A 25,857-nucleotide genomic window follows, 5' to 3' on the forward strand; every position below is an offset into this window, starting at 1 on the left:
CCCTGCCTCACGACAGGGGGATTTCATTACACAGACTGTTTCTAACGTGCAGTGTGCAGCTTAATACCGACCATTGCCTTAATGATCCACCGCCCCGCTCGCCCCCAGCCCCGTTTGTGAACGCACGAACTGCGGGAAGAACAATGCGCGCTCTTTCTCTGCAGCTTTGGACTTGTCTGTAATAGAGAAGAACCAGATACCCGCGAACGCGATAATCATGGAGAACAACGCCGGGTATTCGTAAGGGAAGATAGCTTTTTCATGATGCAGGATCTGCACCCAGATGGTTGGGCCCAGAATCATCAAGCCAACCGCGCTGATCAATCCAAGCCAGCCACCAATCATGGCTCCGCGGGTGGTCAAGTTCTTCCAGTACATGGAAAGCAGCAACACCGGGAAGTTACAGCTCGCCGCAATCGAGAATGCCAGACCGACCATGAACGCAATGTTTTGGCTTTCGAACAGGATGCCCAGACCAATTGCCAGCACGCCCAACGCAATAGTGGTGATCTTCGAAACACGAATCTCATCTTTATCGTTGGTTTTGCCTTTCTTGATAACACTGGCATACAGGTCGTGCGACACCGCCGAGGCACCGGCCAGCGTCAGACCGGCAACTACCGCCAGAATCGTTGCAAAGGCTACTGCAGAAATAAAGCCCAGGAAGATACTGCCGCCCACCGCATCAGCCAAATGCACGGCCGCCATGTTGTTGCCACCCAGCAAAGCGCCTGCCGCGTCTTTGAACGCAGGGTTGGTGCTCACCAGAATGATTGCGCCGAAGCCGATAATGAAGGTCAAAATATAGAAGTAACCAATAAAGCCGGTAGCGTAAAACACACTTTTACGGGCTTCTTTGGCATCACTCACGGTAAAGAAGCGCATCAGGATATGCGGCAAGCCCGCCGTCCCGAACATCAACGCCAGACCCAGCGAGAAGGCCGAAATCGGATCCTTCACCAAACCGCCCGGGCTCATGATCGCTTCACCTTTAGGGTGAATCTTGACCGCCTCGGCAAACAGCGCATTGAAGTCAAAGTTGACGTGCTTCATGACCATCACAGCCATAAATGTCGCACCGGACAGCAGCAATACGGCCTTGATGATCTGCACCCATGTAGTTGCCAGCATGCCGCCGAACAACACATACAAGCACATCAGGATGCCCACCAGGACGACTGCAACGTGGTAATCCAGACCAAACAGCAGCTGAATGAGCTTACCGGCCCCTACCATCTGCGCGATCAGGTAAAACGCCACCACCACCAGCGAGCCGCAGGCAGACAGCGAGCGAATCTGAGTTTGGCCCAAGCGGTACGAAGCGACGTCGGCAAAAGTGTACTTGCCCAGGTTACGCAAACGCTCTGCGATCAAGAACAGGATGATGGGCCAGCCCACCAGAAAACCGATCGAATAGATCAGGCCATCGTAGCCAGAGGTGTAAACCAGCGCGGAAATACCCAGAAAGGACGCGGCGGACATATAGTCACCCGCAATCGCCAACCCATTCTGAAAGCCTGTGATCTTGCCTCCGGCCGCATAGTAGTCCGCTGCTGATTTATTACGTTTGGAGGCCCAATACGTAATACAAAGCGTTGCCCCCACAAACACAACAAACATGATGATTGCAGCGACGTTCAAAGGTTGTTTTTGCACTTCGCCAGTCAGGGCGTCAGCCGCCAGGACAGCAGGAGCAAAGGCAGCAGCGCCCAGAATTGCCAGTAGACGCCTGATCATTGCCCTGCCTCCTTGAGAATTGCATTGTTCAGGTCATCAAATTCGCCATTGGCCCGCTGCACATAGATACCGGTCAGAATAAAGGCCGAAAGAATCAACCCCACGCCTATCGGGATACCCCAGGTGATTGACGAACCAGGGCTTAACTTGGCCCCCATGATGTGTGACCCGTAAGCAATTAACAGGATGAAAGCAACATATAAGCCGAGCATGATTGCCGAAAGAATCCAGGCAAATCGTTCTCTTTTTTTGACCAGCTCCTTGAATCGGGGGCTGTTTTGAATCGTGAGGTAAATGCTGTCGTTCATTATTTTTGTCCTCGCAGCACAGATGAGATGGAACGTTTTCACTATTGGCGGGCTTCAAAATCAACACCAGACGACTTTAGTAGTAGAGCTCTTGATTTAGCTACAGCGCACGTATTCTCTGGCCCTCACGACTATCAAGCACCCTGTGAAGCCCCCTTAGACGCAAAAACCGTTTGGCGTAAACGCCAAACGGTTCTGTGTGCTGCGAGCTAGAGACCTCGCGATTACTTAGCGACCCATTCAGCAACTCGCTCCGGGTGTTGAGCAACCCACTCTTTAGCAGCAACGTCAGGCTTTTTGCCCTCTTGAATTGCCAACATTACCTCACCAATTTCATCTTTTGAGTTCCACGAAAACTTCTTCAAAAAAGCGGCAACTTCAGGGGCTTTGTCCTTCAGGTCTTTACTGCCGATGCTATTAACAGTTTCAGCTGCGCCATAAACCCCTTTTGGATCGTCCAAAAATCGCAACTTCCATTTCGCAAACATCCAGTGCGGCACCCAGCCTGTAACAACAATAGGCTCTTGCTTGGCATAAGCACGGCCCAACTCCGAGGTCATCGCCGCGCCTGAACTGGCTTGCAGTTTATAGCCCAGGCCATAATCCTTGATCGCTTCATCCGTTTTCAGCATCACCCCGGAGCCAGCGTCAATACCGACGATCTTCTGCTTGTAACCCGTGTCATCTTTCAAATCCGTAATGGACTTGGCTTTCACATAGTCAGGGACGATGAGCCCAATTTTCGCATCCTTGAAGTTAGGCCCGTAGTCGACCACTTTGTCTTTGTTCTTTGCCCAGTATTCACCGTGTGTCACGGGCAACCACGCGGACAACATGGCATCAAGCTTGCCCGTCGCCACGCCCTGCCACATGATCCCGGTCGCAACCGGCATAAGTTTTACGTCATAACCCAGTTTCTGCTTGATCACCTCAGCGGCTACATGCGTTGTAGCCACGCTATCGGACCAACCATCCACATAACCGATGCTCAAGGTCGGCTTTTCTTCGGCGATTGCCAAACCTGCACTCATCGCCAGCATCAAGGCAGCTGTGGTGCGCAATAGTCGTCGCATCTTCATTGTCGATCCCCCACCGTGCGTGGCCCGACGAGTGCCGGGCCGCATCAAGACATTGAGGCGGGCATACCCCACCCATCCTCTATGCGCCTTGATCATTAACCGCTCCAGGCCAGCGGCCTGCTCTGACGGCGACCCCGATACAATCAGTAACGACACTGAACGCATTGCCTGATTAATACCAAAACGTGCTTTTCTCGTTACATGTCCAAATTTTGCCAACCACGCTCGGAGGCCTAATTACAGGTAAGATGCGCGCCTTTGCTTACATATGGCCTGACAATGTCCGCGACCGAACGCTTCCCTGCCCTGCCTTATTTCTTCGCCTCTTTACTGGCCGTACTTGCTATAGCCGGTTTCTGGTACGGCTTGGGCCAACCGGTCATATTGCCTGACGCGGCCACCCCTACGCATAAACTGCAATGCGCGTCCTATACGCCGTTCGACAAGGATCAGTCGCCCTTCGACCAGCCCTTCGTGCCTCGCGTAGAACGCATGGACGCAGATCTTGCCCTGCTCGCCACACGCTTTGAGTGCATTCGCACCTATTCACAGACGGGGCTTGAAGCCCTGCCGGAGCTGGCGCGCAAGCATGGTTTGAAAATCATGAGCGGTGCCTGGGTCAATGGAAACACCGAAGACACTCAGAAAGAAATTTCAGCCCTGATCAAGTCGGCCAATGCCAACTCCGATGTCATCAGCGCCTTGATCGTCGGCAACGAGACACTGCTGCGCAAAGAGGTGACAGCCACTCAACTGGTCAAACTGATCAACCAGGTGAAAAGCCAGGTCAAGCAGCCAGTCACGTATGCCGATGTATGGGAGTTCTGGTTACAGCACCCGGAAATTGCCCCCGCAGTCGACTTTCTAACTATTCACCTGCTCCCCTACTGGGAAGATGATCCTGCAGGGATCGACCGTGCGGTCAATCACGTTGCAGAGATTCGCCAGGTTTTTGGTAACAAGTTCGCCCCCAAAGACATTTTGATTGGTGAAACCGGCTGGCCAAGCGAAGGCCGCCAGCGTGAAACAGCCTTGCCCAGCCGCGTAAACGAAGCCAAATTCATCCGCGGTTTTGTCACCCTGGCAGAACAAAATGGCTGGAAGTACAACTTGATAGAAGCCTTCGACCAACCCTGGAAACGCACAAGCGAAGGTGCTGTAGGAGGTTACTGGGGCTTATTTGATGCTGACCGCCAGGATAAAGGCATTCTTGCGGGCCCTGTGACCAACCTGCCGCATTGGCCTGCCTGGCTGGGTCTTGGTCTTGCACTGTTGTTCAGCACGCTGCTGATCGGCGGACGCGTGACGACTGCCCGTTCAGCACTGCTGTTGCCCGCCCTGGGAGCAGTCGCAGGTTGCAGCATCGTCGCATGGGCAGAGCTGGCATCCGTCACCAGCCGCTTTGCCGGGGAATGGCTATGGGCCGGGTTGCTGATTGGATTGAATCTGATTGTTTTGACCCATGCTGCATTGGCCGTTGGCCAGAAAGAAGGTTGGCGGGGCCGTTGGTTTAACGCACTGGAGCGCCGCGCAGGTTGGTGGCTGGCCGGCGCAGGTTTCGCCGCAGCCGTAATGATGCTGGGCTTGGTCTTTGAGCCGCGTTACCGCAGTTTTCCAAGTGCCGCCCTGCTGCTTCCGGCACTCGTCTACCTCATGCGGCCAATACGTGGGCCGCGCCGTGAGCTTGGCCTGCTGGCATTTATCATCGGTGCCGGGATACCGGTGCAACTTTACCGCGAGGGGCTTAACAACCAGCAAGCCTGGGTTTGGGCACTGGTGTGCGTGCTGATGGTTCTGGCGTTGAGTCGTAGCGTGCGCAAACGCTGAAACAGGTGCGCGGACCTGATGCTTGCCAATGCCCAGGGCCAAGCCCGACAGTCAAATCATTGCAAGCCATCAGGTATCGCGCGCTCGCGCACTCATTCTTGCCTGTAACGGTCGGCAATGATTACGACCTGGGGGCTCGCACCAGCCGCAGCGCCGCAATCACCACAGCGAACACAGCCAAGCTGGCGTTATAGAGCGCCAATGCCGGAAAACCAAACAGCAGCGCCAACACTGCCAGCGCATAACCGACTCGCCCGCGCACAAAAAACGCCAACACTGAAGTGATTAAGGCAATCCAGCCCAATACCCTGAAATGAATCAACCAACCCAAGTTGGCCCGCAGTTGGCATTCCCAACGCGCCGTCTGTGCAACACATGTGCCCACCCACTGCGGATCTTCCATCAAGCCATAACGCAGGCCATAACTGGCAACCAGCCATATGGCCAGAGCGAAAAACAGCACGATTAATGGCAAACGAGCACGCATAGAAAACTCCGATAAGCAAAACGGCGCCCAGCTTAATCGCCCTTCATCGCTATGCAAGCCTTGCAAACAGATATCTGTTCACTAAAGTCATTCAACGTGTATCTTCCGATAGCCATTTGCCTGCTCGCGACTGTGTGGTAATTATTTAGTGCCCCGGCATGGCACTTTGGCAGTCGCCCTGCGGTCATAGCCTGCGAATCTTCTCCGCACCTTCTCTAGGGATAGTCTTCATGCTTCGTTCTCTGCCCCTCGCCGCCCTTCTGGTCGGCCTTATTGTGAGTGCGTCTGCACAGGCGGTTGATGTTGATCCCGCCACCTATGGCTACCCCATTACCAACCCTTTTGAAGCGACAATTGCTACCACGCCTCCGCAAATGCGTCCGTATTTGCCCAGCGAAGATGATATCAATCAATCCGATTACACCCTGACGATGCGACCAGATCGCGAGTTCACACTGCCTGCTAACTTCTGGGCAGTGAAAAAACTCAGCTACCGCATGGCAAAGCAGGATCACCCCGCGCCGCTGATGTTTTTGATCGCCGGCACGGGCGCTCCCTATGACAGCAGCCTCAACGAATTTTTGAAAAAGCTGTTCTATCAGGCGGGGTATCACGTAGTGCAGTTGTCATCGCCCACCAGCTATGACTTTATGAGCGCGGCCTCACGCTATGCCACACCGGGCATCAGTCAATACGACGCTGAAGATTTGTACCGGGTGATGCAGGCCGTACGCGCGCAACAAGCAAGCGTACCGGTAACTGATTTTTACCTCGCGGGTTATAGCCTGGGCGCACTGGATGCAGCCTTTGTCAGCCACCTCGATGAGACCCGGAAAAGCTTCAATTTCAAAAAAGTGTTGATGCTCAACCCTCCGGTCAATCTTTACACCTCGATCAGCAACCTCGACCGATTGGTGCAGACCGAAGTTAAAGGCATCAATAACAGCACGACGTTCTATGAACTGGTATTGGGCAAACTCACCCGTTACTTCAAGCAAAAAGGCTATGTCGATATCAATGCCGCGCTGGTCTACGACATACAGAACTCCAAGGAACGTCTGACCAACGAACAAATGGCCATGCTGATTGGCACCATGTTTCGTTTCTCGTCGGCCGATATCGTGTTCACCTCTGACTTGATCAACCGCCGAGGCCTGATTACCCCGCCCAACTACCCGATCACTGAAGGGACCAGCCTCACACCGTTCCTGAAGCGCTCACTGCTGTGCGACTTTGACTGCTACCTCACCGAACAAGTCATACCGATGTGGCGGGCCAAAACTGATGGCGGCAGCCTGTTACAGCTGATTGACCAAGTCAGCCTGTATGCACTCAAGGACTACCTGCAAAACAGCCCGAAAATTGCCGTCATGCATAATGCGGACGACATCATCCTGGGCCCGGGTGATCTTGGGTTCCTGCGCAAAACCTTCGGTGATCGCTTGACGGTCTACCCCTACGGCGGCCATTGCGGCAACCTCAACTACCGTGTCAACGCTGACGATATGCTGGAGTTCTTCCGTGGCTAAACATCTTTTGCTTCTCGCCGCCCTACTCAGCGCAAGCTATGCCCAAGCGGATAACACCAAGACTGACACGCAGCGCAGCGAGGACATCGACGGCTTTACCCAGCCTTTGAAACTCCTGAAGTTCAATCCCGGGCTGGATCAGCGTGAATTCGAACGAGCAACAATGAGCGCCCTCAGCGTGTACGACCCGCTGGAGCCCATCAACCGCCGCATTTACCACTTCAACTACCGCTTCGATCAGTGGGTGTTCCTACCCGTAGTCGATGGTTACCGGTATGTCACCCCGAGCTTTCTGCGGACGGGCGTCACCAACTTTTTCAATAATCTTGGCGATGTACCTAATCTGCTCAATAGCCTGCTACAACTCAAAGGGCACCGCTCGCTGGAAACTACAGGCCGGCTCTTGCTGAATACGACGTTAGGTGTTGCCGGTTTGTGGGATCCAGCAACGGCCATGGGCCTGCCGCGCCAAAGCGAGGATTTCGGACAAACGTTGGGTTTTTATGGCGTACCCGGCGGCGCTTACTTGATGCTGCCTATCCTGGGCCCTTCAAACTTGCGCGATACCACAGGGCTGGTAGTCGATTACGGCGCCAATCAGGAAATCAACTTCCTCAACGTCCCTCACGAAAGCACCAGACACCCGGAAATCTGGGTGCTGGGAGCAGTCGACAAACGCTACAACACCAGTTATCGCTACGGGCAATTCGATTCACCGTTTGAATATGACAAGTTGCGCTACATCTACACCGAAGCGAGAAAACTGCAGATCGCTGAGTAGGACTATTCAGGGCTGCGTGCAGCCCTCAACCCTATGTACTGCACTTGGTGTACGAAATAACCCTTTCGCAAGCAATAATACCCAGCTTTGAACAGATACTGCCTACAGCTTTGAGGACTCCAAACTTACTAAAATACGGGCTGACCCACCGCTACTGGATTAGCATGCGAATCTCTACGTATTTCCCCCCCAAACTCTCAAGCTGCATGACTTCATGAGCCCACGCATATTTGTGGCTGATGACCATCCTGTCGTTGTGATGGGTATTCGCATGGCACTGGGTAACTCGCGCTATGCGTCCTCCATTTCGGCTGAGGCCGTTAGCACTGATGAGCTGATGCAACGTCTCAAGCAACAACACTGCGATATTCTCATTACAGATTTTTCAATGCCAAATGGACATTTCCCTGATGGCATGGTGTTGATAAAACATATCAGAAGCCACTTCACCTCCCTGAAAATAATTGTCATGACAATGCTCAGTAATCCACTGATGCTTCATGAAATATTAAAAACCGGGGTACATGGCCTGTTTGATAAACACCAACCCCTGGAAGGGCTCATCAAAGCAGTCACACGCGTCTGTAAAGGCAACACGTATATCAGCGATACGTTTTCAAGCGTGCTGGCCAGCCCGCGACGTGGTGATACGCTACATAAACCTCTGACAGGGCGCGAGCTGGAAGTGCTCAGATTATTCGGCCAGAATCGATCGGGGCGAGAAATAGCCGAACACTTGAATCGAAGTGAAAAAACCATCAGCCGGCAAAAGTGCATGGCCATGCAAAAACTTGGCATTCGATGCAACAGTGATCTGATGGAATATATCCGCATGAATGGATTGACTTAGTAATCCCTTGAACGGTGCAGACGCTCATTGCATTTTATATACAGCGCAATGACAGGTAAGGCTTAACGTGCCCCCTTCCCTAGCGGTACGTTAAGCGGCGATTACTTATACACTGACACTGCTCAAACGCCCCAAACTGTCGTAAACCAGCGTACGACCTGCTTCATCGTGCACCATGTTGCCGTCAGCGTCATAACTAAACTCTAACCGGGCAGGATAGTCCGGCTGGAAGTCATTGGTCAGGGCCGTTAGTTGGCAAGGATCAGAAGGGTTAGTGTACTCATAGAAACTCGCATTGCTCCCGCCCTCGAAGGCCGTTTCTACGAAAGTGATGTTGTCAGTAGCATCAAATATGAATATCTGACGACTTATGATCTTTCCGTAGGGATCAACAGGGGCTTGACTGCCACTGCACTTGTAGTCGTACAAGCGTGAGCGTGAATCGTAGTAATAAAGTTCATCACGTAATAGCTCGCTCCCGGCTTTTAACGTTCTGCGGGTCAATCTGTCCACTTCGTCGTAAGTTTGTTCGAGTGTTTGAACCAACCCTGCACCCAAATCAAAGGTCCGCTTGCACTCTCGACCGAACTCATCGTATTCAAGATCTATACACAACCGCTGGAGGTAACCGGCAGTTTCATCAATGGTTTCGAGGCTTATCAGTTGCCCTAGAGCATCGTAACGAAAGTTTGAGCACAGCCCCCCCATACGGGTGGATTTCAATCGGGTATAGCTATCATATTCATAGGTCTGTGTCTGGCCAAGTACATCGGTATAGCTGAGCAATCGAGCTTGCAGGCTGTATTCATAGCCCATGACATACGCCTCTTTGCCCCCATGGTTAATATGCTCACTTTTCAACTCTCCAGAACTGAAATAGCTGCGTTCCAGCGTCGTGCCCAACTCTACAGTGCGTAAAAGGCGGGCGTTTTGTAAGTCGTACTCATAATTGGCCGTGCTTTCTGCTGCAATTCTTTGCGCAGGCTCATCACCCAGTTCAGGCCTGTAAACATACTCGATTTGATTACCGCTTGGACGCGTGACGCGTTGGGGCTGTCGCTGTCCTGCAGTGAAGGTGTAGATACTTTTTCGTCCACCCGTGATTGAGACAGTCATCCGATCAAGACCATCGAATGCTTGCTCTCCCAAGACTCGGCCATTGACACTGATTTTTACCGGAAGGTTTTCCCTGTTGTGCGCGACGTACTCGCGTACGACTTCGCTACTGTCCGGCAATATAGTTTTGGTCATTCGGTCGAAAGCGTCGTACTCATAACGCGTCCAGCTCCCGACAGCATCAACCTCCTCAGCGGTACGACCAAGCCCATCATAACGATAAATATGTTCGCTTAACTGTCCGCCCCCCAAGCCTATGCGCCTCACGCTGACGGGTTTGTCGAACAGATTATTGAGGGTGATGGTTTTACCCAGACCCTCGACCCATGTGGTGGTTGTGCGGTTAATCGGATCAGTGATCTCATGCTCCTCCACACCGTCGGGACGAATCATGCTGCGCTGCTCACCCCACACGTCGTATTTGAACAGACTGGTCAGACGAACGTCTTTTTCTCGCTCCCAATCAATAACTGTTTCACTGATCTTCTGCTCTAGTTGGTTATAGCTCGCACGATAGATCTCACGCACTGCATGAGGGTTACCACATAAAGCATCGGCATCCTGTCGAGTTTCACTCAGTACCCGGTGGTGCCCGTCCAGCCAGGTAATTGTCTCAACACCTTTAACATTTACTGCGCTTTGACTGGCCTGCTGGCCAGTGGTGCTGCACAGCCTGTAACTGTAAGTGCGACTGGCAACAGCGTCAGTACCCGGCGCCACGGTCTCTTTGGTCACACGCCCCAGCAAGTCGTACTCGTATGCAATTTCAACGTCATTGTCATCGCGAGTGAGCAAAGGCTCACCACTGAGCAATGAATGCTCAAGCGTTACGGTTTTACGTACCCACTGGCCTGGATCGTCAGGTACGTCGTCATAACCCATCAAGGTGGTAATTGTTTGTAATACGAGCTCGCCAGCACGGGCATTTTTAGTTTCGCCGTACTCGTAGTCTGTAGTGGTGGTATTACCGTTGAGGGTCAAGGTGTCGCGCAATTTGCGCCCGTGCAAGAACGGGTTGTCGGGAATTTCAATGTAGCTGACGGTGCTATTTTGCAGAATGAGCTCATCCTTGCATAACGTCTCATCGCTGATCGCCAGCCAGGGATTATTACCGGCCAACCCTTCGTATTGGCTGTAGCGATAGCGGGTTTGCAGGATCGGTGCTTTTCCGAATACGGAGGTCACGGGAGTCACCGTTTTGCTTTTCAGGTTACGCACAAACTGTTGCGGATCGGCTGGGCAGCCCTCTTCGCCGTTCTTGTCATACCACGTGTAAGTTTCTGTCACTCCATTGGCATTGGTCTGAATCAACACGTTGCCGAAATTATCATAAGTAGTGCTCACCACTTCGCTGTGACGGGGTTGTGTTGAGCTTACCTTGCGCCACGTCTGAGTCACTGTTTTAGGTAATTGAAAGTAGTTAGGCTGGTCTTTGAATTCCACTGATGGATTAATGTAGTACTCAGTCTCGGTCACTAACAGGGTGTCGTCGACCTGATCTAACGCCTTATGCGTCACTTCTTCGCGCACAATCAAATGAAAACGGTTGAATACCCGCCGTGTTGTGCGTAAAGCCCGATTACTGGATACATCCCAAAGGTGCTCCTGGGTTTCATATTCATAGTTGGAGCTCACCTTATAAAGGTTGTCCAGACCATCGTCAGACCACGCAATGTTGCTGCCATAGCCTAGAAAGTTATGATCGTTAGCTTTGTTAGAGTCATTCGAGCCATAGGTATAACGGGTTTCGATCGCAGGCTGGCCAAAACCAGGATCTCGAGTATGCGAGGCTACACGTGGCAATGTGCGATCGGTAGTGCCCGGAAAATAATGGGGCTCACCCGAATAAGTGACAGTTTCATGACCTGCTGTGGGGGTGTAAACGTGCTTGAGGCAGGTCAGACCGTTCACAACAACATAGATGAATCGCCAGGAAGCACTGTCATGAGTGGGTAAGACAATACTCTGTGTTTGACCACCGCTGATATTGAGTACAAACACCGCTTCGCGGTCTGTGCCGGGATGCAGTATGAGTTTCATCTCATTGTTGGAACGTACAAGCCGGAGTAATTGTGAACCATCGGCATTGTTGATGCTGCTGAGCAGCGGGTCGGTGCCAAAAGCTCCGTAGTGAAGCGTTACGCTATGGCCCTGCGGTGAGAGCAGTTGCACTGGCATGGCAAGCCGGCCTTGTCCGACCTCCAGGATCTCTACCAATCCGGATTTATGCTCAATGCGATAACGCTGATTGCTCAGGGCATGAAAATGAAACGAGTCGAGCTTCTTCTCCGGAATATTGATTTCTGAACCTTGTACATTAACTTTAAAGACCTCACCGGTGTACAGTGCCAAAACACCGTTGGCCGGGTTGAATTGCGAAAGTTGCAAGTTCCAACCCTTCCCAAATCCACTGTCACCACTGTTCAGAGGATTGAAATTCAGGTGCAAGGGAACCACAGGACCACATAACTTATTACCCAACAATTCAGGAAGTTTGATTGAACAGGTATATTGCCCTGTTCGCGGATCAACCTGCCCCTCAATAAAACTCATGAAGTTGAATGCATTACTATGAACCGACGTAGAAGTTGACATCTCGGGCCTCTATCAAAAAGACGAATTTGAAAGCGCACCCTGCAAAGGGTGCGCATCAGCTAAAGCAGCGATACCCTAACCGACAATTTTAAGTCTGTTTCGATTAGTGCCTTCGAAACCAATCTGTACGGGATGTTTATTGCCGTAATTGTCATAAACGTTGATATCGAGCGGCCGATCAAAATCAGCTTTCATATAGCGATCGTATTGCCAGTATTCGCGTCGTTGCACGCTGAACAAGACTTGACCATCAGGTACGTTAAGGCCATTAACGAGGGTGAGTCGCGGAGGCTGAACCTGCCCATCAATTCGGCGCAAAAGAATCTCATCATAATGCAAGATCGTTTCACCCTGTTCATTTTTTTGGCCACCAAAAGAATAGCCCGTAATACTATGAACATCTTCCAGTGTCGTATTACTCTCCCACTTGACCATGCTCGTGTTGCCATGAAACTCAACACGTTTGATTTTCTTCTGTACATCATGAATTTTAAGTTTTAAATAATAATAATCCAGCGAGCTTAGATCGTCGTCATCCTGACCGCCTTCCATACGGTCCGGCCACTCACCAGGATTACCAAAGGTCAAAATGACCCCTCCTACCGTTCCTCCCTGAGGCGGTTCTTTTGCTACAAGGTTAATAACTTTTTTATTCACCTCACCGTCATCGGGTGATGAATTAGAATAAAAAGGTTTGTAACTGTCACTGATCAACATGGCCGCTATGCGCAGGTCTTCAATTTTATGACACTGAACATAAAACTCTTTAACCTGCACCGCCTTGGCCGAATGATTGTTCACCGCAACAGGTGAAGCCAAGCCCGGGCGAGGGTAAGGGTCATACAGCACATCAGCGACTTCGGTATAGTGCCACTTACCATCCTTTGGCACTCCGCCTGCGCCAACCTGCGGAAGAGGGTTGTGTTCATCAGCACTTACCAGACAGATGCTGGCGAATTCAGCGTCCGACAACATAACCTCTTTGCCATCCACATCTGTCGGTCGCGCCCTCACCACCACTCTGGCCTGCTGCAAACCGTTGGCATATACCGTAGGTGGCATCTCTGTCACTTCGAATAAGAACACATCCATTTCAAACCATTGTGATTGTCTGGCATGGTCAGACAGATGAATAACGCTGTATCCGTAATTATCGAAAAATTCCTCCTCGAGCGTTATTTTGACAACACTGTAGGGAAGAGAGATAACCGATGGGGCTGTAAATACGCCGGTAGCAGGGTCGACTTCTCCCTCTCCGACTACAACCTCCCACTTATAGGTGGCAGGTTCAGTATCGCCCGAAACTTTCAACAGTGCAGAGTTAGAAGACCTCAACCCTGGGTGAATGGCAGGTGAAATATCAAGTGAATAAAACCCTTGCCGGAACAATACCGTTGCAAGAGCTTTATCACCGGTAATTGTATCCTCAACATCGATCAAAACTGCCTGCAATGTATTGTCAGGCATATCCATTGTCGGCGGGGTATAAATAGCCTCTGAGCCCTCGACCACCAAACTGCCAATATCATCACGCAGCGTCCATTTCAAAGAACCCGAACCCAACGTTGAGGCCTTGAGTGCCACGGTTTCGGGTTCACTCATATCAATCAACGATATTGCGGGGGTGACAACTACACCGACCATCACCACAGTGACCAGAGCCGAAGCAGTCACCTCTTTGCCTGTCATCTCATCGATGTAAGTCGCAGTAATCACATTGCGCGATGCGCTGCCCTCAAGCAAATGAACCGCCGGCGCCGTATAGGTGCCGTTATCAATCGTTCCCAAAGCTCTGGCGCCGTCGACACTACGAACAGACCAGTTCACCTGCGTGGATTTACGAGCTAGCTGAACAATGTCGAAAGTGATCGTCTCACCCGCCTTGATCACTGGCAGCAGTGGCGAAAGGGTAAACGTTGTTTCTTTAGGGTCGATCTGCCCAACCATGAGCAGATCCCCCGGCAGTCGGGCATCCGTCAACTGCAAAGCATTTTTTTCAGGGAAAAGCAGGTTGCTAATGGCCAGTGCATTTATTTCAGGGATGCCAAAATTATAGAAGCTTGAGGCATCCTGAAAAAAATTCGAATACTTATTCAACTGATCTTGAACTACAGGGATGCAATTATCGTAAAATGCATCGTGAAATTCAATATTGGTATAACTCTCAATAACAGGCTGATAATTGAGTGAAAAATTTGCCGCTAGCTCTCTGACCTTAAACAACACGGTATTATCGGCGGGATCAACGACAGGGTCGAATAACACACTCACATCCCCTGACACTTCGCCATCAGAATCATAATCTTTCGCCCCACCAATGAAGTCCCAAGTACGCACACTGAAAGGTTGCTTGATGGTGCCTAAGTGCCAGACAAGTGAGAGTGCGCCGTCTGAGGTCGAAGTGATTCTTAACGCTTTATCACTCTCCGGATTATAGAACGGGAGCTTATGTTCACCAACGCTCGCCACTTCTTCTTTAAGTCCAGGACTATTGTGCCATCGGTGATAATAACCGGGTAACGGTAGAGCTCCACTCACAGCCTTCAGAGACCCGGCTACTGTGTCCCCCTCATGCAAGCGCTCAAAAATTGTTCCATGACCCAACATATTCTGGATAGGGTACTGAAAATACCAGTCAAATACTGCCCGACTGGCCAATACTACGGCGCCCGAATACTTGGCTTTTTTAGTCGTGGGATCCACATCATTAGGAATGAGATAATCGAACGAGCCTTCCATAGGGGTTTCCCCCTCTTTGGGATTCCCTTTGGTTCTGACCAACAACACCACGGCTCCATCACCGTAACCGTCAGAGTTACGCAGCGCACCTGGTTCGGCCGCCATGGTGCGAATGATAAATGAGCGAGGTGCCAGCAGATCCACATCCCGAAGATCAAGGGCTCCCAATTCGTAGACGCGATCTTCCGGCTTTTGCTCCATATACAAGTCTTTGAAAAATTTACCCAGCAGTTCTTGTGACGATTCTTCCCTCACCAGATCACAGCGGCAGTTATAACTCTCGCCAATATCGACTATGACTTTACCTTGCTCATTGACCGTGCCTTTACTGGCAGTCAAATCAATATCCATCGTCAAGGTATAGCCTTGATTCGCCGTCACCACGTAGCTATACACAACACTGCCGGGTGCTGAATTGGAACCTTTACGCACATAAGTAACAGTACCCGAGACAATATCCAGGGTGGCAGTCACTCTAGAGTTACGCAACGACGCTGTCTCAAAGCTTAAACGAGGCTGACTCAGTATCAAACCGCTAATTTCCAGTATTTCATCGCCTTCCTTCGTCATATTGGCGACGCCTGTAATACTTTTCATAAAGCTGTCGCGATTGAAACGAGTAATGTATTGCTGTTCCAGCAAGCTGTTGACCTTGGCTCGGTTCATAAAGACAACAGCATCCCAACCGAGAGTAACGGACGTGCCTGACATTTTCTGGGTTAATTCTGCCAATGAATAACTCATGGGGTATAGACCTTCAATAAAATGATAAATAAAGTGCCGAGCACTGCCGTAGCAGGCCCGCCTTTTAATTGACGACAATGAATTAGGGCGTTGCTAGGGACACACATACTCTTGGGCAGCAGTCAGTATTTCCGTGTACTTAGTCAAAGGCAAAGGAACGGCGGCATAGGTATGCACATTATTTTGGGTGCCAAGCACAGTACCGGACACCACAACAAAACTGCCCGGTACAATGACGGCAGGCTCGGTATAAATACCTGTTTTATCGTCGAATGAACCTACGCCTCCGAGCATTTTCCAGATCACATTACTCGATTCAATTGGGCCATTTTTACCCCTGAGTTCAAATTGAACGGTCCCACTTGAAGGGTCGCTGTCCTCAGATAGCCACATCGGCGTTCCGACCCTCTGCCCGACTATTAGTACATGAATAACAGCATTAGCTGTCTTGCCATTGCGCGTTGTTTTAACTTCAAACCTGTCCATAAAAAAGGGCGTAACAGGCGTAGATAGATCACCTGCAGTGTACATACGGCTATTAGGTTTACCTGCAACTTCAGTCAGCGTTGAGCCCCACTCCGGGGTCAAATGCGTCCACTCCAAAGTGTCGTCATTTAATGACTGCGCAGAGAACTCAGTCGTGCCCCCGGGATCGCAACTGATAAACAGAGGGTTTACCGAGATCATCTCATTAGACACCGACACTAAAGCCGAGCTTTTTACAGGCTGCCCTTTGATGTCCCCTTCTGCAGTAACAATAACAGTCAGTAATCCGTCAATCAGTTCAGCCTGAGAAGGCGCACGGTATACACCGCTGGCGCTGATAGTGCCTACCTGCTCACTGACGCCATCCATATCACGTACTTTCCAGGTGACGTTGTCTGGCGTGGGAGTCAATCGGAATTGCAATGCACTGCCGGCCTCGATGTTCGAATTCAATGGCGTCAATACGGCGGTTGTGCGCAGGGGATCTATTTGCCCGAATACAGCAAGATCACCGGGCACGAATGCCTCGGTCAAGTGCAAGGCATTATCGCCTGGAAAAAGAAGATTTCGCAGTACGAAAGTTTCGAGGACAGGTGTGGTGAGCGTTTTAAGAATGCCCTCTAGTACCGGTCTAAACTCATCCTTCATACGAGTGATAATTTGTAAACTCTCCCACCTCAAGTCTTCCAGAGCCTCAATGCCTGTCACAGACATCGCAAAACTGGAAGAGCTCTCATCGCGGGTAAAACTGACGCGACCGGTATCGTTGTCCAACACCACATCAAAGTTGACCGTGTACTGACAGGTGAGTTCAAGAGTGCCAAAATCCCACTCTGGTTTCCACGGAGGCTGCCAGTAAACAACACGACTGAAAGGAATCGCATAAGTCTTATCCAGCACAAATTCGATTCGTTCGCCACGCCCCCTTATCGTCAATGCCGGACCACCCGCATCGACTTCAAAGGTAACGTGCAAGTTCGCTTCAAACGTAGCATCAAAATCATCACCGCGGCGTTTGTATTTATGAACAAACTTATTTCTTATGCTGCCCGCCCCCGCCTTTAAACTCCAGGCAATATCCTTACCCCCGCCATTCTCTGGTGTGTAATCCAAAAACTCGATGCCATGACCAATATCAGCCATTGCAGGGCCGCGCATAATGACATCGAACAATACACGGCTGGACAGCAACATAGCACCTGTAAAGGTGTAACCGCATTGATCCGAAGGCAGCAGATAAATAGAGCTTTGATTTGGAAATGATGTACCGTCTGCGCCGTCTTTCAACGTAATAAACAGCATGACGGCGCCATCACCATAATCTTCATCACCCAAGACAGAAAGATAGCTGGATTTAACCACCTTTATTTCAAAATTAATGGGCGTTAATACGCCACTTTCATAACCGTCAATCGCCCCCAAGGAAAACTTTTTTTGCTCGGAAGGCAAAGTACTGAAGTACTCTTTAAAACGTCTACCCACGTCTTCCTGGGCGAGGGTACCCATTACAAAGTCAGCCATAAAAGTATCGGCATTATCGATATCAATGATGACCTCGCCTACACCATTAACATTGCCTTTGGTCAGGGGTTGATCCATCCATAGACTAGGGCCGCCAACCGGTAACACCCGGAGTATCCTGTTAATATAGGGCGGCCCTCCCAAAAATTTATCCGTACTGACAATCATCCCTGCAATCATATTCATAGTCAGTCGGGCGCGAGGATCCTGCTGGGGGTTGGAAATCTCAAAGGAAAGCCTTGGCGCACCGAGTTTTAAATGTTGAATATGCTCTTTTTTATTTGCTTCCCCCCAGCACATCACCATCGAGAGGGGTTCAATGTAACCACCTTCAGTATCAAAGCGCTCTAGGTATCGCAGAAACAATAATTCATTGGATTTTCTCTGATCATACAGCGTTACGGCATCCCAGCCATGGGTCAGAGACTTGCCTTTCATGGCGTTGACTAATTCGACCAGCGTCATTTTACTCATTATTGATTATTTCTCTTCTGGAGTTTATGACTGCCTGTCAGGCCAGCAGTTTTAGCTTTAACGGATTGTTTAAGAGATGGGTTGAATACCCACCATCAAAACTGACACTTGCATGCAACGTAAAATATCCGTTAACGGCCACCCCCTCTAGATCCGCACGCGTTAAATGAGCGGCAACCCCATTGACACACTCATCTGGCAACACCTCACGAAGAGTAATAATGTCTCGATCATCCATACCGTTGGCGGTCAACCAAAGACGCACTTTTTGTTGTGTCGAAATAAAAGGCCAAAGCCCAATGCCCAGTTGTGCGCCGTCTGCTGGAATATCCGACAGTCGAAGCGTTGCCGGTGAGCCGATCTGAACCCCTTCGCAGGTAATTCTCGAAGTAATATTCAGCTCACGAATAAAGAGAAACAATGAATGATCTGCCATTTGCCCAGCCACGCTGTAGGTGACTTCGACGGTTTTACCGAAGTTAGACGGCAATACAGTTGCAGGCACTTTGAACTTCGTGGGATTAGACTGACTGGGGTCGTTAATTTCGCAAGAACCACTGGCATCAAAACCTTTGAAGTATGCCGTGACTGAATCTCCCTCACCAATGGTGGCGTCTGCAGGAATCACAATATAGGCACCGCTGTAGGCGAGCATCGGATCCAACTCGTCCCTGTTAGAATTGACGACACTTTTATCGACGGTGGGTGTAGGCAACACCATGGGTTCACGCACGGTCAACTCTAATGGGGTCCCCGTCCCCGCACTGTCTGCACGGGCATATTGATAGCGCACGTCAATGGCCTTCCCTCTGTTGGAAGACAACCAGGACGCAGCAAGGGGCACCTCAAGCTTGCCGCTTTCAATGTTGGAAGCATCGACTTTAAGGTGAACGATTGTATTTTTTGAACGGTCGGTGCTCGAGCCTGTGCCATACACCAACACATCATCACCGACGCGTATACCCGGGTAGGGGGGTATCACTACCCGTATCCCGTCGGGAAACAGGCTTGGATTGATCTCGGTGCCCACTAGATCCCTGACACTTGGGGCTGGCAGTGCTTCAAGTAAGGGACTCTTCACCACAATGCTGCGCTCAGCAGACACGGTCTGACGCGCTTCATCAGGTGATGCATAGGTGATCTCGTAATGCAGCCTGAAGACGCCTCCATTCAACGCCGCCAAGTTTGATTTGTATAAAGTCCAACTCAACACTTGCCCAGGATTGTTACCGGGTTCAGTGTCTGAATCGCTTAGAATATATGCACTAATAGGTACCGATGGGCCGTCAGTTCCATCCTTTTTTACCCCTTTCCAAACGAGCTGAACCTTATCTCCGTTGGACATGGCGGCATAAGGTGCAACAGCGATAGTCATTGAGTCACCGGGTATATTGTCCATGTGGAGTTGGTTATCATGTGACTCTTTTACTTGGGGAGCCGACAACCGGCCAGCCTTACCGATACCAAAATGAATCCTCTTGGATTCCACCTTCGGCTCATCAGGATCGTCGGTAACACGCTGGAGATAATAAGAGTAGAAAACCTGCCCCTTGTCCAAGCTCATCAAAACGTGATTGGAAACCGGCATTACAAATCCCAATTCATACTCATGGTCGGGATCAATAGGAATAGGAATCCCCGGATAATCGACAGGGTCGCCGTTTTCCGTCACCCCGAGCCAACTTTGATACAGCTCATCCCCCAGTTGCGGGTTGTCATATTTCGCATACGTTAACAACGGCCCACCGTTCAAGGCTTGCGGGTCAACGGTATTATTAATCAAAAGTGGAATGACTGGCCCTTGAAGAGCGTCTTCGACTGCCATGACTCTTTCCTCACTTATTGTGTATGTGTGCACGTAGTGTCTCTAACCGACAACGTGAATAGATCAGTATTTGTACGCCCATTTATAAGTGCCGAGTACTCACAGAAGTGCCAGGTTCCCACAACACCCTCGCCTGCTACAGTCTGCAATCTTGTCAATTATCTTCCGCAGGACTCACACATGAGGTTAACCATGTTGCACTTTAAAAAACCGTTCAACTCGATGTTCGTACTTATGCTAATGGCACTCACCAGCCTCAGCAGCGCAACCCCGCTTGAGACCACGAAGCAAAACAGAGGTATCATTCATTTTTTGAATGATAAATATGAAGAAAAATGCACCTTGGCAGTGCCAGAGTTCAATCAAATTTTCAACTTCGGGGCCAGCAATGAATATTGTGAAAACAATATGGTTACCGCATTTTGGTTAGAGGACGTGCCGTCAGCCACCTTGATAAATTTTCACTCCGCTGAAAGCTGTTCCGACGGCCTATCAAAAGATAATTTTTTTATAAAATTTAAAACAGTAAAGGAGCCTACTGACTGGGGAACCCCAAATAACGTTACTACGGTTGACGGCTTGAGAAACCTCAGAGAAGGATGGCTGATCCCCAAAAAAAATGTACGCATCGAATCCACTTTTGTGGGCGCTGACTTCAACAACAAGAGCCTGAATGAGCAACTCAGCTGCGTTTATATTGAGCGGTCTCAACCGGTTAACTGATCATTATCCCAAGCCAGGCTTACATTATGACCATTTCTGCTGCCGTCACGTCTAACGCCTTTAATTTTCTAAACTTTATAAACAGCCAAGTTGACCCCCGAACGGGCCAATACACGTGCGCCCTTCGATTGCCCGAACTCAAAGCCAATCAATTAGCAGGCCCCACTGTTCCCTTGCACCTCAACTTCAACCCCTTGAACAACGCCGACAGCGGTTTTGGCCGAGGTTGGAACTTGCAGCTCACGCAGTTCAACCCTGCCAACGGTATATTGGCCCTGCACACCGGCGAAACATTTAAAGTTAATGTTCAAGGTGCAGAAATCGTTATCCCAGAGAAAAAAATCGACTCTTTTCACTTCCATATTCTGGACAAAAATCGTTACAGAGTTGAGCATAAATCAGGCTTGGTAGAAATCCTTGAGGTCGGCCAGGGCCAATTGGCCATGCCTGTGCAAATGTTTTCACCCCAGGGCCACAGTGTTTCGCTCAACTACGAAGCCTTTGGTACTCAGCCATTGCTCAGTAGCATCAACAACGAAGACGGCTCATCCTTAATCAGTCTGCTTCGTACCCCAAACGAAATGAAGGTCAAGCTGTTCCCTGATACTGCATTAGAAACCGTGTTCGTGTTGAATATAAGTGGGGGGGAAACCAAACGTATTGTCTTACCCACCGAGGACAGTGCCTCTTGGCGTTTCACCTACATCACTTTGAACGATCTAACCTGCCTTAAGCAGGTCGACACGCCAACGGCAGGCCATGAAACGGTCACCTACTCGGGCACCCCCCATTACTTTCCCGGTATTACCGATCGCCAATTGCCCCGCGTAGGCACCCATATACGCGATCCCGGATTTGGTCAGCCTAGGATCGAAACCCGTTATACCTATGGCTCGAATGACTCTAACAATGCTAACGATCATAACTTTCTAGGCTATGGCAGCAACATTGCGTGGTCTGACGATGGTCTGGACAACCTTTATAAGGTGAGCTCCAACTATGAATATGAAACCCAAGAGCACCTATGGGATGCTTCCAGCAACCGGGCCATACGTAGCACTCGGCGGGTGTACAACCGCTTTCATCTCATGCGGACCGAAGAAGTCAAACAAAACGCATTACTCGACGACAACGACACCCTGTTTGTGACTGACATCGAGTACCACATTTACCCTTGGATGGACTTTAAAGACCAGCCGAACTATTGCCAATTACCTAAAACGATCACTCAAATCTGGCGCAAGGCAAGTTACACACACCCCCGTCATACCGAAGTGGTAAGTACCACTTATGACAATTTCGGCAACGTGTTGATTCAGACCAATGCCGATGGAGTGACAGAAACTTACACGTGGTATGACAAGAACGGCGAAGAGGGCTGCCCTGCCGATCCGCAACAGTTTGTGCGTAATCTGAAAAGTAAAACGGTGACCCCGGCACCCTCCGCTTATGGCGATGCACCGACACTGCAACACCGTTATAGCTATACCGCACATGAAGGTTTAAATGGCAGCCAGCCCTGGCTTGCGATGAGCGAGGAAACGCTCACTCAAGTGAGCAAGGGTGATGCCTCTGCGGTGTTACGCACCATTACTCATGAGTATCAAAACGACCTGGATGATCCGCTACTGTATGGACTCATCCGAAAGATGACACTGACCGTAAACGATCAAATAGATAGCTCGACCACTACAACCTATGACTATGACTTCGCGCACAGCCGTCACGCCAATGTAATGGCCAGGCGAACCGTCAGCACCCTGATCGGTCATGACGACGCTCCAGACAAGCAGGTACGCCAGGTCATCACTGAGGAACACTCGTTACTCAACGGCATCAAACTCAGGAGCCAGGATGCAGACGGCTCTGAAATCATCTATCACCATGACCGTCTTGGCCGTGTGACTGAAGAGGTCGTTGCGCCTGGCACGCCCTATGTGGCCAATCGTCGATATCAATATGTATTGGCTAATGGTTCCGCCGTTCAACAAGCAATCAACTACACGACAGACATCAAGGGTGTTACGACCCGCACATGGCTCGACGGTTTGAATCGGCCATTAAAAGTGGAGCGCCAGGACAAGGACGCTTTGGGCGGGGACCCGAGTCTTTTTCGAACGACCTACAGCGCAACGTATAACCATTTGGGCCAATTGACCCATGAAACCACTGTGGATTGGGAAGGCGACAAAAACATCGCCTTGACCAACACATTCGAATACGACGCCTGGGGCGAACAATATAAAGTCACCGGCGCTGATGGCGTGGTGCGCATTACTGAAAACGATCCCGCCCGTCAGACCTCTACCACGTGGATACAAAACATCGGTATGCCGGTGAAAGTCAGTGGTAAGCGTCGAACAACACTCAACCTGTTCGGCAAAGAAGACAAAATTGAAGCTCTGGACGCCAACGGGCGGCTAGTCAGCGAGCGGCGGTACTTGTACGACGGCTTGGGTAACTGCGTAGAGCAGTTCAACGAAATGGGCGTGCCTACTCGTTTCAAGTACGATTCTTTTTCCCGCGTTCAGACCACAATACTGCCGGATTACACTGAAATACATCGCGAATATGCAGCACACACAGCAGCGCAATTGCCAGTGCGCATGAGCGTGGTTTATGGCGGGACAACATCCTGTGTCGGCAACCAGACCTTTGACGGTCTCGACCGACGGACCACGTTGCAGGTCGGGCCACGCCGTCAACAGTTCTTTTATGACGGTGGCCAGTCTCAGGCAAGCAGGATGATCACCGCTGGCCAAAAAACTATTTCCTACACCTACATACCTGGCCTTGCGCAAACGCCAGTGACCAGCACTGCACCCGATGACGCCTCAATTTTCAACTATGACCCTCACACTGCTCAACTGACAGGGTCGCAGAACCTTCAAAGTGAACACACGTTTGAGTACAACTTCACTGGTCAATTAATCACTGAAGCCTGGAAGGACCACGTCTCGGGTAAAGAATCCGCGACCACCTTCACCCAAACCCTGAGCGGGCGTCCGTTATCTCGCATCGATACCAATGGTATGACTTGCGTCTACGCTTACGACCACTTGGCACGTATAAAGAGCGTTACCCAAGGGCAAATTCTCGCCACGTTCGACTATGACGAACTGGGCCAAATGAACCTGATTAGCGTGCAGGATCAAAGCAGCCAACAGATCGTTGAAACACGATTGACTTTTGATGACCAGGGCCGTGAAACCGTGCGTCATATATCCCTGGGCGGTGATCACCCCGCGCAAACCATTACCCAGTCCTACAGGGACGATAACAGGCTGAAAAATCGACACCTGCAAGTTGGTGAGCAAACTGAACTATTGGAAACCTTCGGCTACGACCAGCACGGGCGGATGATGGAGTACATTTGCGAGGGTGAACGTCAGCCAAAAGACCGCTATGGCAATGCCATTCACAATCAACTGTTCACGTTCGATGCACTGGACAATATCACTGCGGTGTACACCACCTTTGCTGACGGCACTATGGACGAAGCTGTGAGCTCGTTTGCCCAGAGTGATCCTTGCCAATTGATCAGGATCACTCACAGCCACCCCGACTATGTACTCGAGGGCGAAATCGAACTCGAATATGACGAGAATGGCAATCTTGTTCAGGATGAAACCGGCCAAATCCTGCATTACGACAGTCAGAGCCGACTGGTAAGAGTGACAGGCACCGACGGTCAGGACGTCAGTCAGTACCGCTACGACGCTCATAGCTCTTTGCTGGGTGTCAAGCACGGCACAGAACACGAAACTCTGCGCTTTTATCAAGACGATATGCTGTGTCGGACAGAACAAGGAGATAGTCAGGCTCATTATCTGTATTTCGATAACCAGCCCTTGAGTCAACAGCAGCAGGACGACCCTGCTCAAACCCTTCTGCTGATGACCGACGGCAAAAACAGCGTACTAGCTGAGTGTGGTCAACGTGAACTGCGCAAAGCTACCTATGATGCTTATGGTGCACGCAACCTGGATGATGAGCTTAAGTGCACGCTAGGCTTCAACGGAGAGGTACGCGACCAACAAAGTGGCTGGTACCTGCTGGGCCAGGGATACCGGGCCTATAATCCGACATTGATGCGCTTTCATAGCCCGGACTCACTCAGCCCATTCAGCGCGGGCGGAATTAACCCGTATACGTATTGCGCTGGCGACCCCATCAATTTTGTCGACCCTACGGGGCATGCCAATCGGGGGGTGAACTGGATGGGGGTGTTTGGGGCCGCAATGGCTGCGGTCGGTATCGCTCTTACAGTCGCCGCCGTTGTCATTGCTCCCCCTATAGGAGTAGCCGCGATTGCAACTACCGCAGCTTTCACGGCAATAGGCATTGGTGGCGGCGCCTATGGTATGTATGAAGGTGTCATGGCAACCCATGCGACTCGACTCAAGGACCGTGAAAAAAACGAGACCAGTGCTCTCATCTCTGGCGGTCTGGATGTAGCGTTTGGTGCATGGGGCCTTTGGGGAGCCATCCGCGCTGCAAAAAAAACAGCGGCGGCAAGAGTGAGCTGGCACAACATGGTCCAGGAGAGTCTGGGTAAAGTGGATGGAGCTTATGCGGCTCGTAATGCTTCACGCAATGCCAGTGGTGCAGGCATCGAAACACCCGCCGGGCTTTCTCGAAACAGCAGTGTCCGTTCGGCCAGTGGTCAAAGCTCTGTCGGTGAATCGCCCATGGTTTATAAACCAGTGGCGGAGCTCAATAGTCCGAGCCGACAGGTAAAAAGCAGCTCCGAACCTGTTATACCGCCAACCGATTATGATAGTAGTCCTCCAGCATCACCGAAACAGCCCAAAAGACACACAGGAGGGGCAGTTAACCCTGATGGGACTTGGGCAAAAGCCACCGGAGGCAGTGACAGCAAAGTAAATACGAAAAGTATTGATCGACCTCCAAAATCGACGGTTGCAGAACTCAGAAAACAAATAGGCGCAAAACTTAATTTACTATAACCAGCTATTGAACGAATCACCTAATGCTCCAGCTTAATAAAGCTGGGGCATTTGCGCCCATGACGT

14 protein-coding genes are annotated in these 25,857 nt (G+C 50.7%); 6 read left to right on the forward strand and 8 right to left on the reverse strand.

The annotated features are described in order from the left end of the window. Window positions 1-78 precede the first annotated feature (78 nt). From EQV93_RS09775 to EQV93_RS09785, 3 genes are all read right to left on the reverse strand, one after another. On the reverse strand, window positions 79-1,737 hold the full coding sequence (locus tag EQV93_RS09775) for a cation acetate symporter (protein WP_122784525.1): 1,659 nt from the start codon (window positions 1,735-1,737) through the stop codon (window positions 79-81). Further along, window positions 1,734-2,045, reverse strand: coding sequence for a DUF485 domain-containing protein (locus EQV93_RS09780; protein WP_122784524.1), 312 nt, complete (start codon window positions 2,043-2,045; stop codon window positions 1,734-1,736). The genes EQV93_RS09775 and EQV93_RS09780 overlap by 4 nt, the downstream gene beginning before the upstream one ends. 224 nt (window positions 2,046-2,269) lie before the next feature. Then, a complete protein-coding gene (locus tag EQV93_RS09785) occupies window positions 2,270-3,124 on the reverse strand; it encodes a glycine betaine ABC transporter substrate-binding protein (RefSeq protein WP_240891566.1) in 855 nt (284 codons plus the stop codon). A 279-nt stretch (window positions 3,125-3,403) separates the two neighbouring features. On the opposite strand from EQV93_RS09785, the gene EQV93_RS09790 reads away from it, so the two are divergent. Beyond that, on the forward strand, window positions 3,404-4,951 hold the full coding sequence (locus tag EQV93_RS09790; protein ID WP_240891462.1) for a glycoside hydrolase family 17 protein: 1,548 nt from the start codon (window positions 3,404-3,406) through the stop codon (window positions 4,949-4,951). Window positions 4,952-5,072: 121 nt separating this feature from the next. On the opposite strand, the gene EQV93_RS09795 is transcribed toward EQV93_RS09790, so the two are convergent. Then, window positions 5,073-5,438 (reverse strand): hypothetical protein, encoded by a 366-nt coding sequence (locus EQV93_RS09795; RefSeq protein WP_122784521.1) that lies wholly within the window; start codon window positions 5,436-5,438, stop codon window positions 5,073-5,075. A gap of 230 nt (window positions 5,439-5,668) precedes the next feature. Here EQV93_RS09795 and EQV93_RS09800 point away from each other — a divergent pair, with 230 nt between their 5' ends. From EQV93_RS09800 to EQV93_RS09810, 3 genes are all read left to right on the forward strand, one after another. Next, window positions 5,669-6,967, forward strand: a complete 1,299-nt coding sequence (locus EQV93_RS09800; protein WP_122784520.1) for a serine/threonine protein kinase — start codon at window positions 5,669-5,671, stop codon at window positions 6,965-6,967. Next, entirely contained in the window at window positions 6,960-7,748 is a 789-nt protein-coding gene (locus EQV93_RS09805; RefSeq protein ID WP_122784519.1) for an MlaA family lipoprotein, read from the forward strand. Before EQV93_RS09800 ends, EQV93_RS09805 begins: the two co-directional genes overlap by 8 nt. A gap of 214 nt (window positions 7,749-7,962) precedes the next feature. Further along, window positions 7,963-8,598, forward strand: coding sequence for a response regulator transcription factor (locus tag EQV93_RS09810; protein WP_146425822.1), 636 nt, complete (start codon window positions 7,963-7,965; stop codon window positions 8,596-8,598). Between the two features lie 105 nt (window positions 8,599-8,703). Here EQV93_RS09810 and EQV93_RS09815 read toward each other — a convergent pair whose 3' ends face one another. The 4 genes from EQV93_RS09815 to EQV93_RS09830 form a co-directional block, all read right to left on the reverse strand. Beyond that, on the reverse strand, window positions 8,704-12,309 hold the full coding sequence (locus tag EQV93_RS09815) for a sugar-binding protein (RefSeq protein WP_240891463.1): 3,606 nt from the start codon (window positions 12,307-12,309) through the stop codon (window positions 8,704-8,706). A gap of 75 nt (window positions 12,310-12,384) precedes the next feature. Next, window positions 12,385-15,792 carry a hypothetical protein gene (locus EQV93_RS09820; protein WP_240891464.1) on the reverse strand — a complete coding sequence of 1,136 codons (3,408 nt, stop codon included), beginning with the start codon at window positions 15,790-15,792 and terminating at the stop codon, window positions 12,385-12,387. Window positions 15,793-15,885: 93 nt separating this feature from the next. Further along, the gene (locus tag EQV93_RS09825) at window positions 15,886-18,264 is read right to left on the reverse strand and encodes a hypothetical protein (protein ID WP_240891465.1); all 2,379 of its coding nucleotides are present in this window, start codon (window positions 18,262-18,264) and stop codon (window positions 15,886-15,888) included. A 46-nt stretch (window positions 18,265-18,310) separates the two neighbouring features. Continuing rightward, the gene (locus EQV93_RS09830; RefSeq protein ID WP_240891466.1) at window positions 18,311-20,098 is read right to left on the reverse strand and encodes a hypothetical protein; all 1,788 of its coding nucleotides are present in this window, start codon (window positions 20,096-20,098) and stop codon (window positions 18,311-18,313) included. Between the two features lie 192 nt (window positions 20,099-20,290). On the opposite strand from EQV93_RS09830, the gene EQV93_RS09835 reads away from it, so the two are divergent. Both EQV93_RS09835 and EQV93_RS09840 read left to right on the forward strand, forming a co-directional pair. Continuing rightward, entirely contained in the window at window positions 20,291-20,821 is a 531-nt protein-coding gene (locus tag EQV93_RS09835) for a hypothetical protein (protein ID WP_240891467.1), read from the forward strand. Between the two features lie 26 nt (window positions 20,822-20,847). Beyond that, entirely contained in the window at window positions 20,848-25,791 is a 4,944-nt protein-coding gene (locus tag EQV93_RS09840; protein WP_240891468.1) for an RHS repeat domain-containing protein, read from the forward strand. Window positions 25,792-25,857 lie beyond the last annotated feature (66 nt).

The sequence above is a fragment of the Pseudomonas sp. TMW22091 genome, assembly GCF_022496705.1.
Classification (GTDB): domain Bacteria; phylum Pseudomonadota; class Gammaproteobacteria; order Pseudomonadales; family Pseudomonadaceae; genus Aquipseudomonas; species Aquipseudomonas saxonica.

Bases quoted from the DNA above. Each gene is read 5' to 3' on its own strand.
- EQV93_RS09820 (WP_240891464.1), bottom strand. From the start codon at position 15,792: ATGAGTTATTCATTGGCAGAATTAACCCAGAAAATGTCAGGCACGTCC.
- EQV93_RS09835 (WP_240891467.1), top strand. From the start codon at position 20,291: ATGTTGCACTTTAAAAAACCGTTCAACTCGATGTTCGTACTTATGCTA.
- EQV93_RS09830 (WP_240891466.1), bottom strand. From the start codon at position 20,098: ATGGCAGTCGAAGACGCTCTTCAAGGGCCAGTCATTCCACTTTTGATT.
- EQV93_RS09800 (WP_122784520.1), top strand. From the start codon at position 5,669: ATGCTTCGTTCTCTGCCCCTCGCCGCCCTTCTGGTCGGCCTTATTGTG.
- EQV93_RS09825 (WP_240891465.1), bottom strand. From the start codon at position 18,264: ATGACGCTGGTCGAATTAGTCAACGCCATGAAAGGCAAGTCTCTGACC.
- EQV93_RS09775 (WP_122784525.1), bottom strand. From the start codon at position 1,737: ATGATCAGGCGTCTACTGGCAATTCTGGGCGCTGCTGCCTTTGCTCCT.
- EQV93_RS09790 (WP_240891462.1), top strand. From the start codon at position 3,404: ATGTCCGCGACCGAACGCTTCCCTGCCCTGCCTTATTTCTTCGCCTCT.
- EQV93_RS09815 (WP_240891463.1), bottom strand. From the start codon at position 12,309: ATGTCAACTTCTACGTCGGTTCATAGTAATGCATTCAACTTCATGAGT.
- EQV93_RS09780 (WP_122784524.1), bottom strand. From the start codon at position 2,045: ATGAACGACAGCATTTACCTCACGATTCAAAACAGCCCCCGATTCAAG.
- EQV93_RS09795 (WP_122784521.1), bottom strand. From the start codon at position 5,438: ATGCGTGCTCGTTTGCCATTAATCGTGCTGTTTTTCGCTCTGGCCATA.
- EQV93_RS09810 (WP_146425822.1), top strand. From the start codon at position 7,963: ATGAGCCCACGCATATTTGTGGCTGATGACCATCCTGTCGTTGTGATG.
- EQV93_RS09840 (WP_240891468.1), top strand. From the start codon at position 20,848: ATGACCATTTCTGCTGCCGTCACGTCTAACGCCTTTAATTTTCTAAAC.
- EQV93_RS09785 (WP_240891566.1), bottom strand. From the start codon at position 3,124: ATGAAGATGCGACGACTATTGCGCACCACAGCTGCCTTGATGCTGGCG.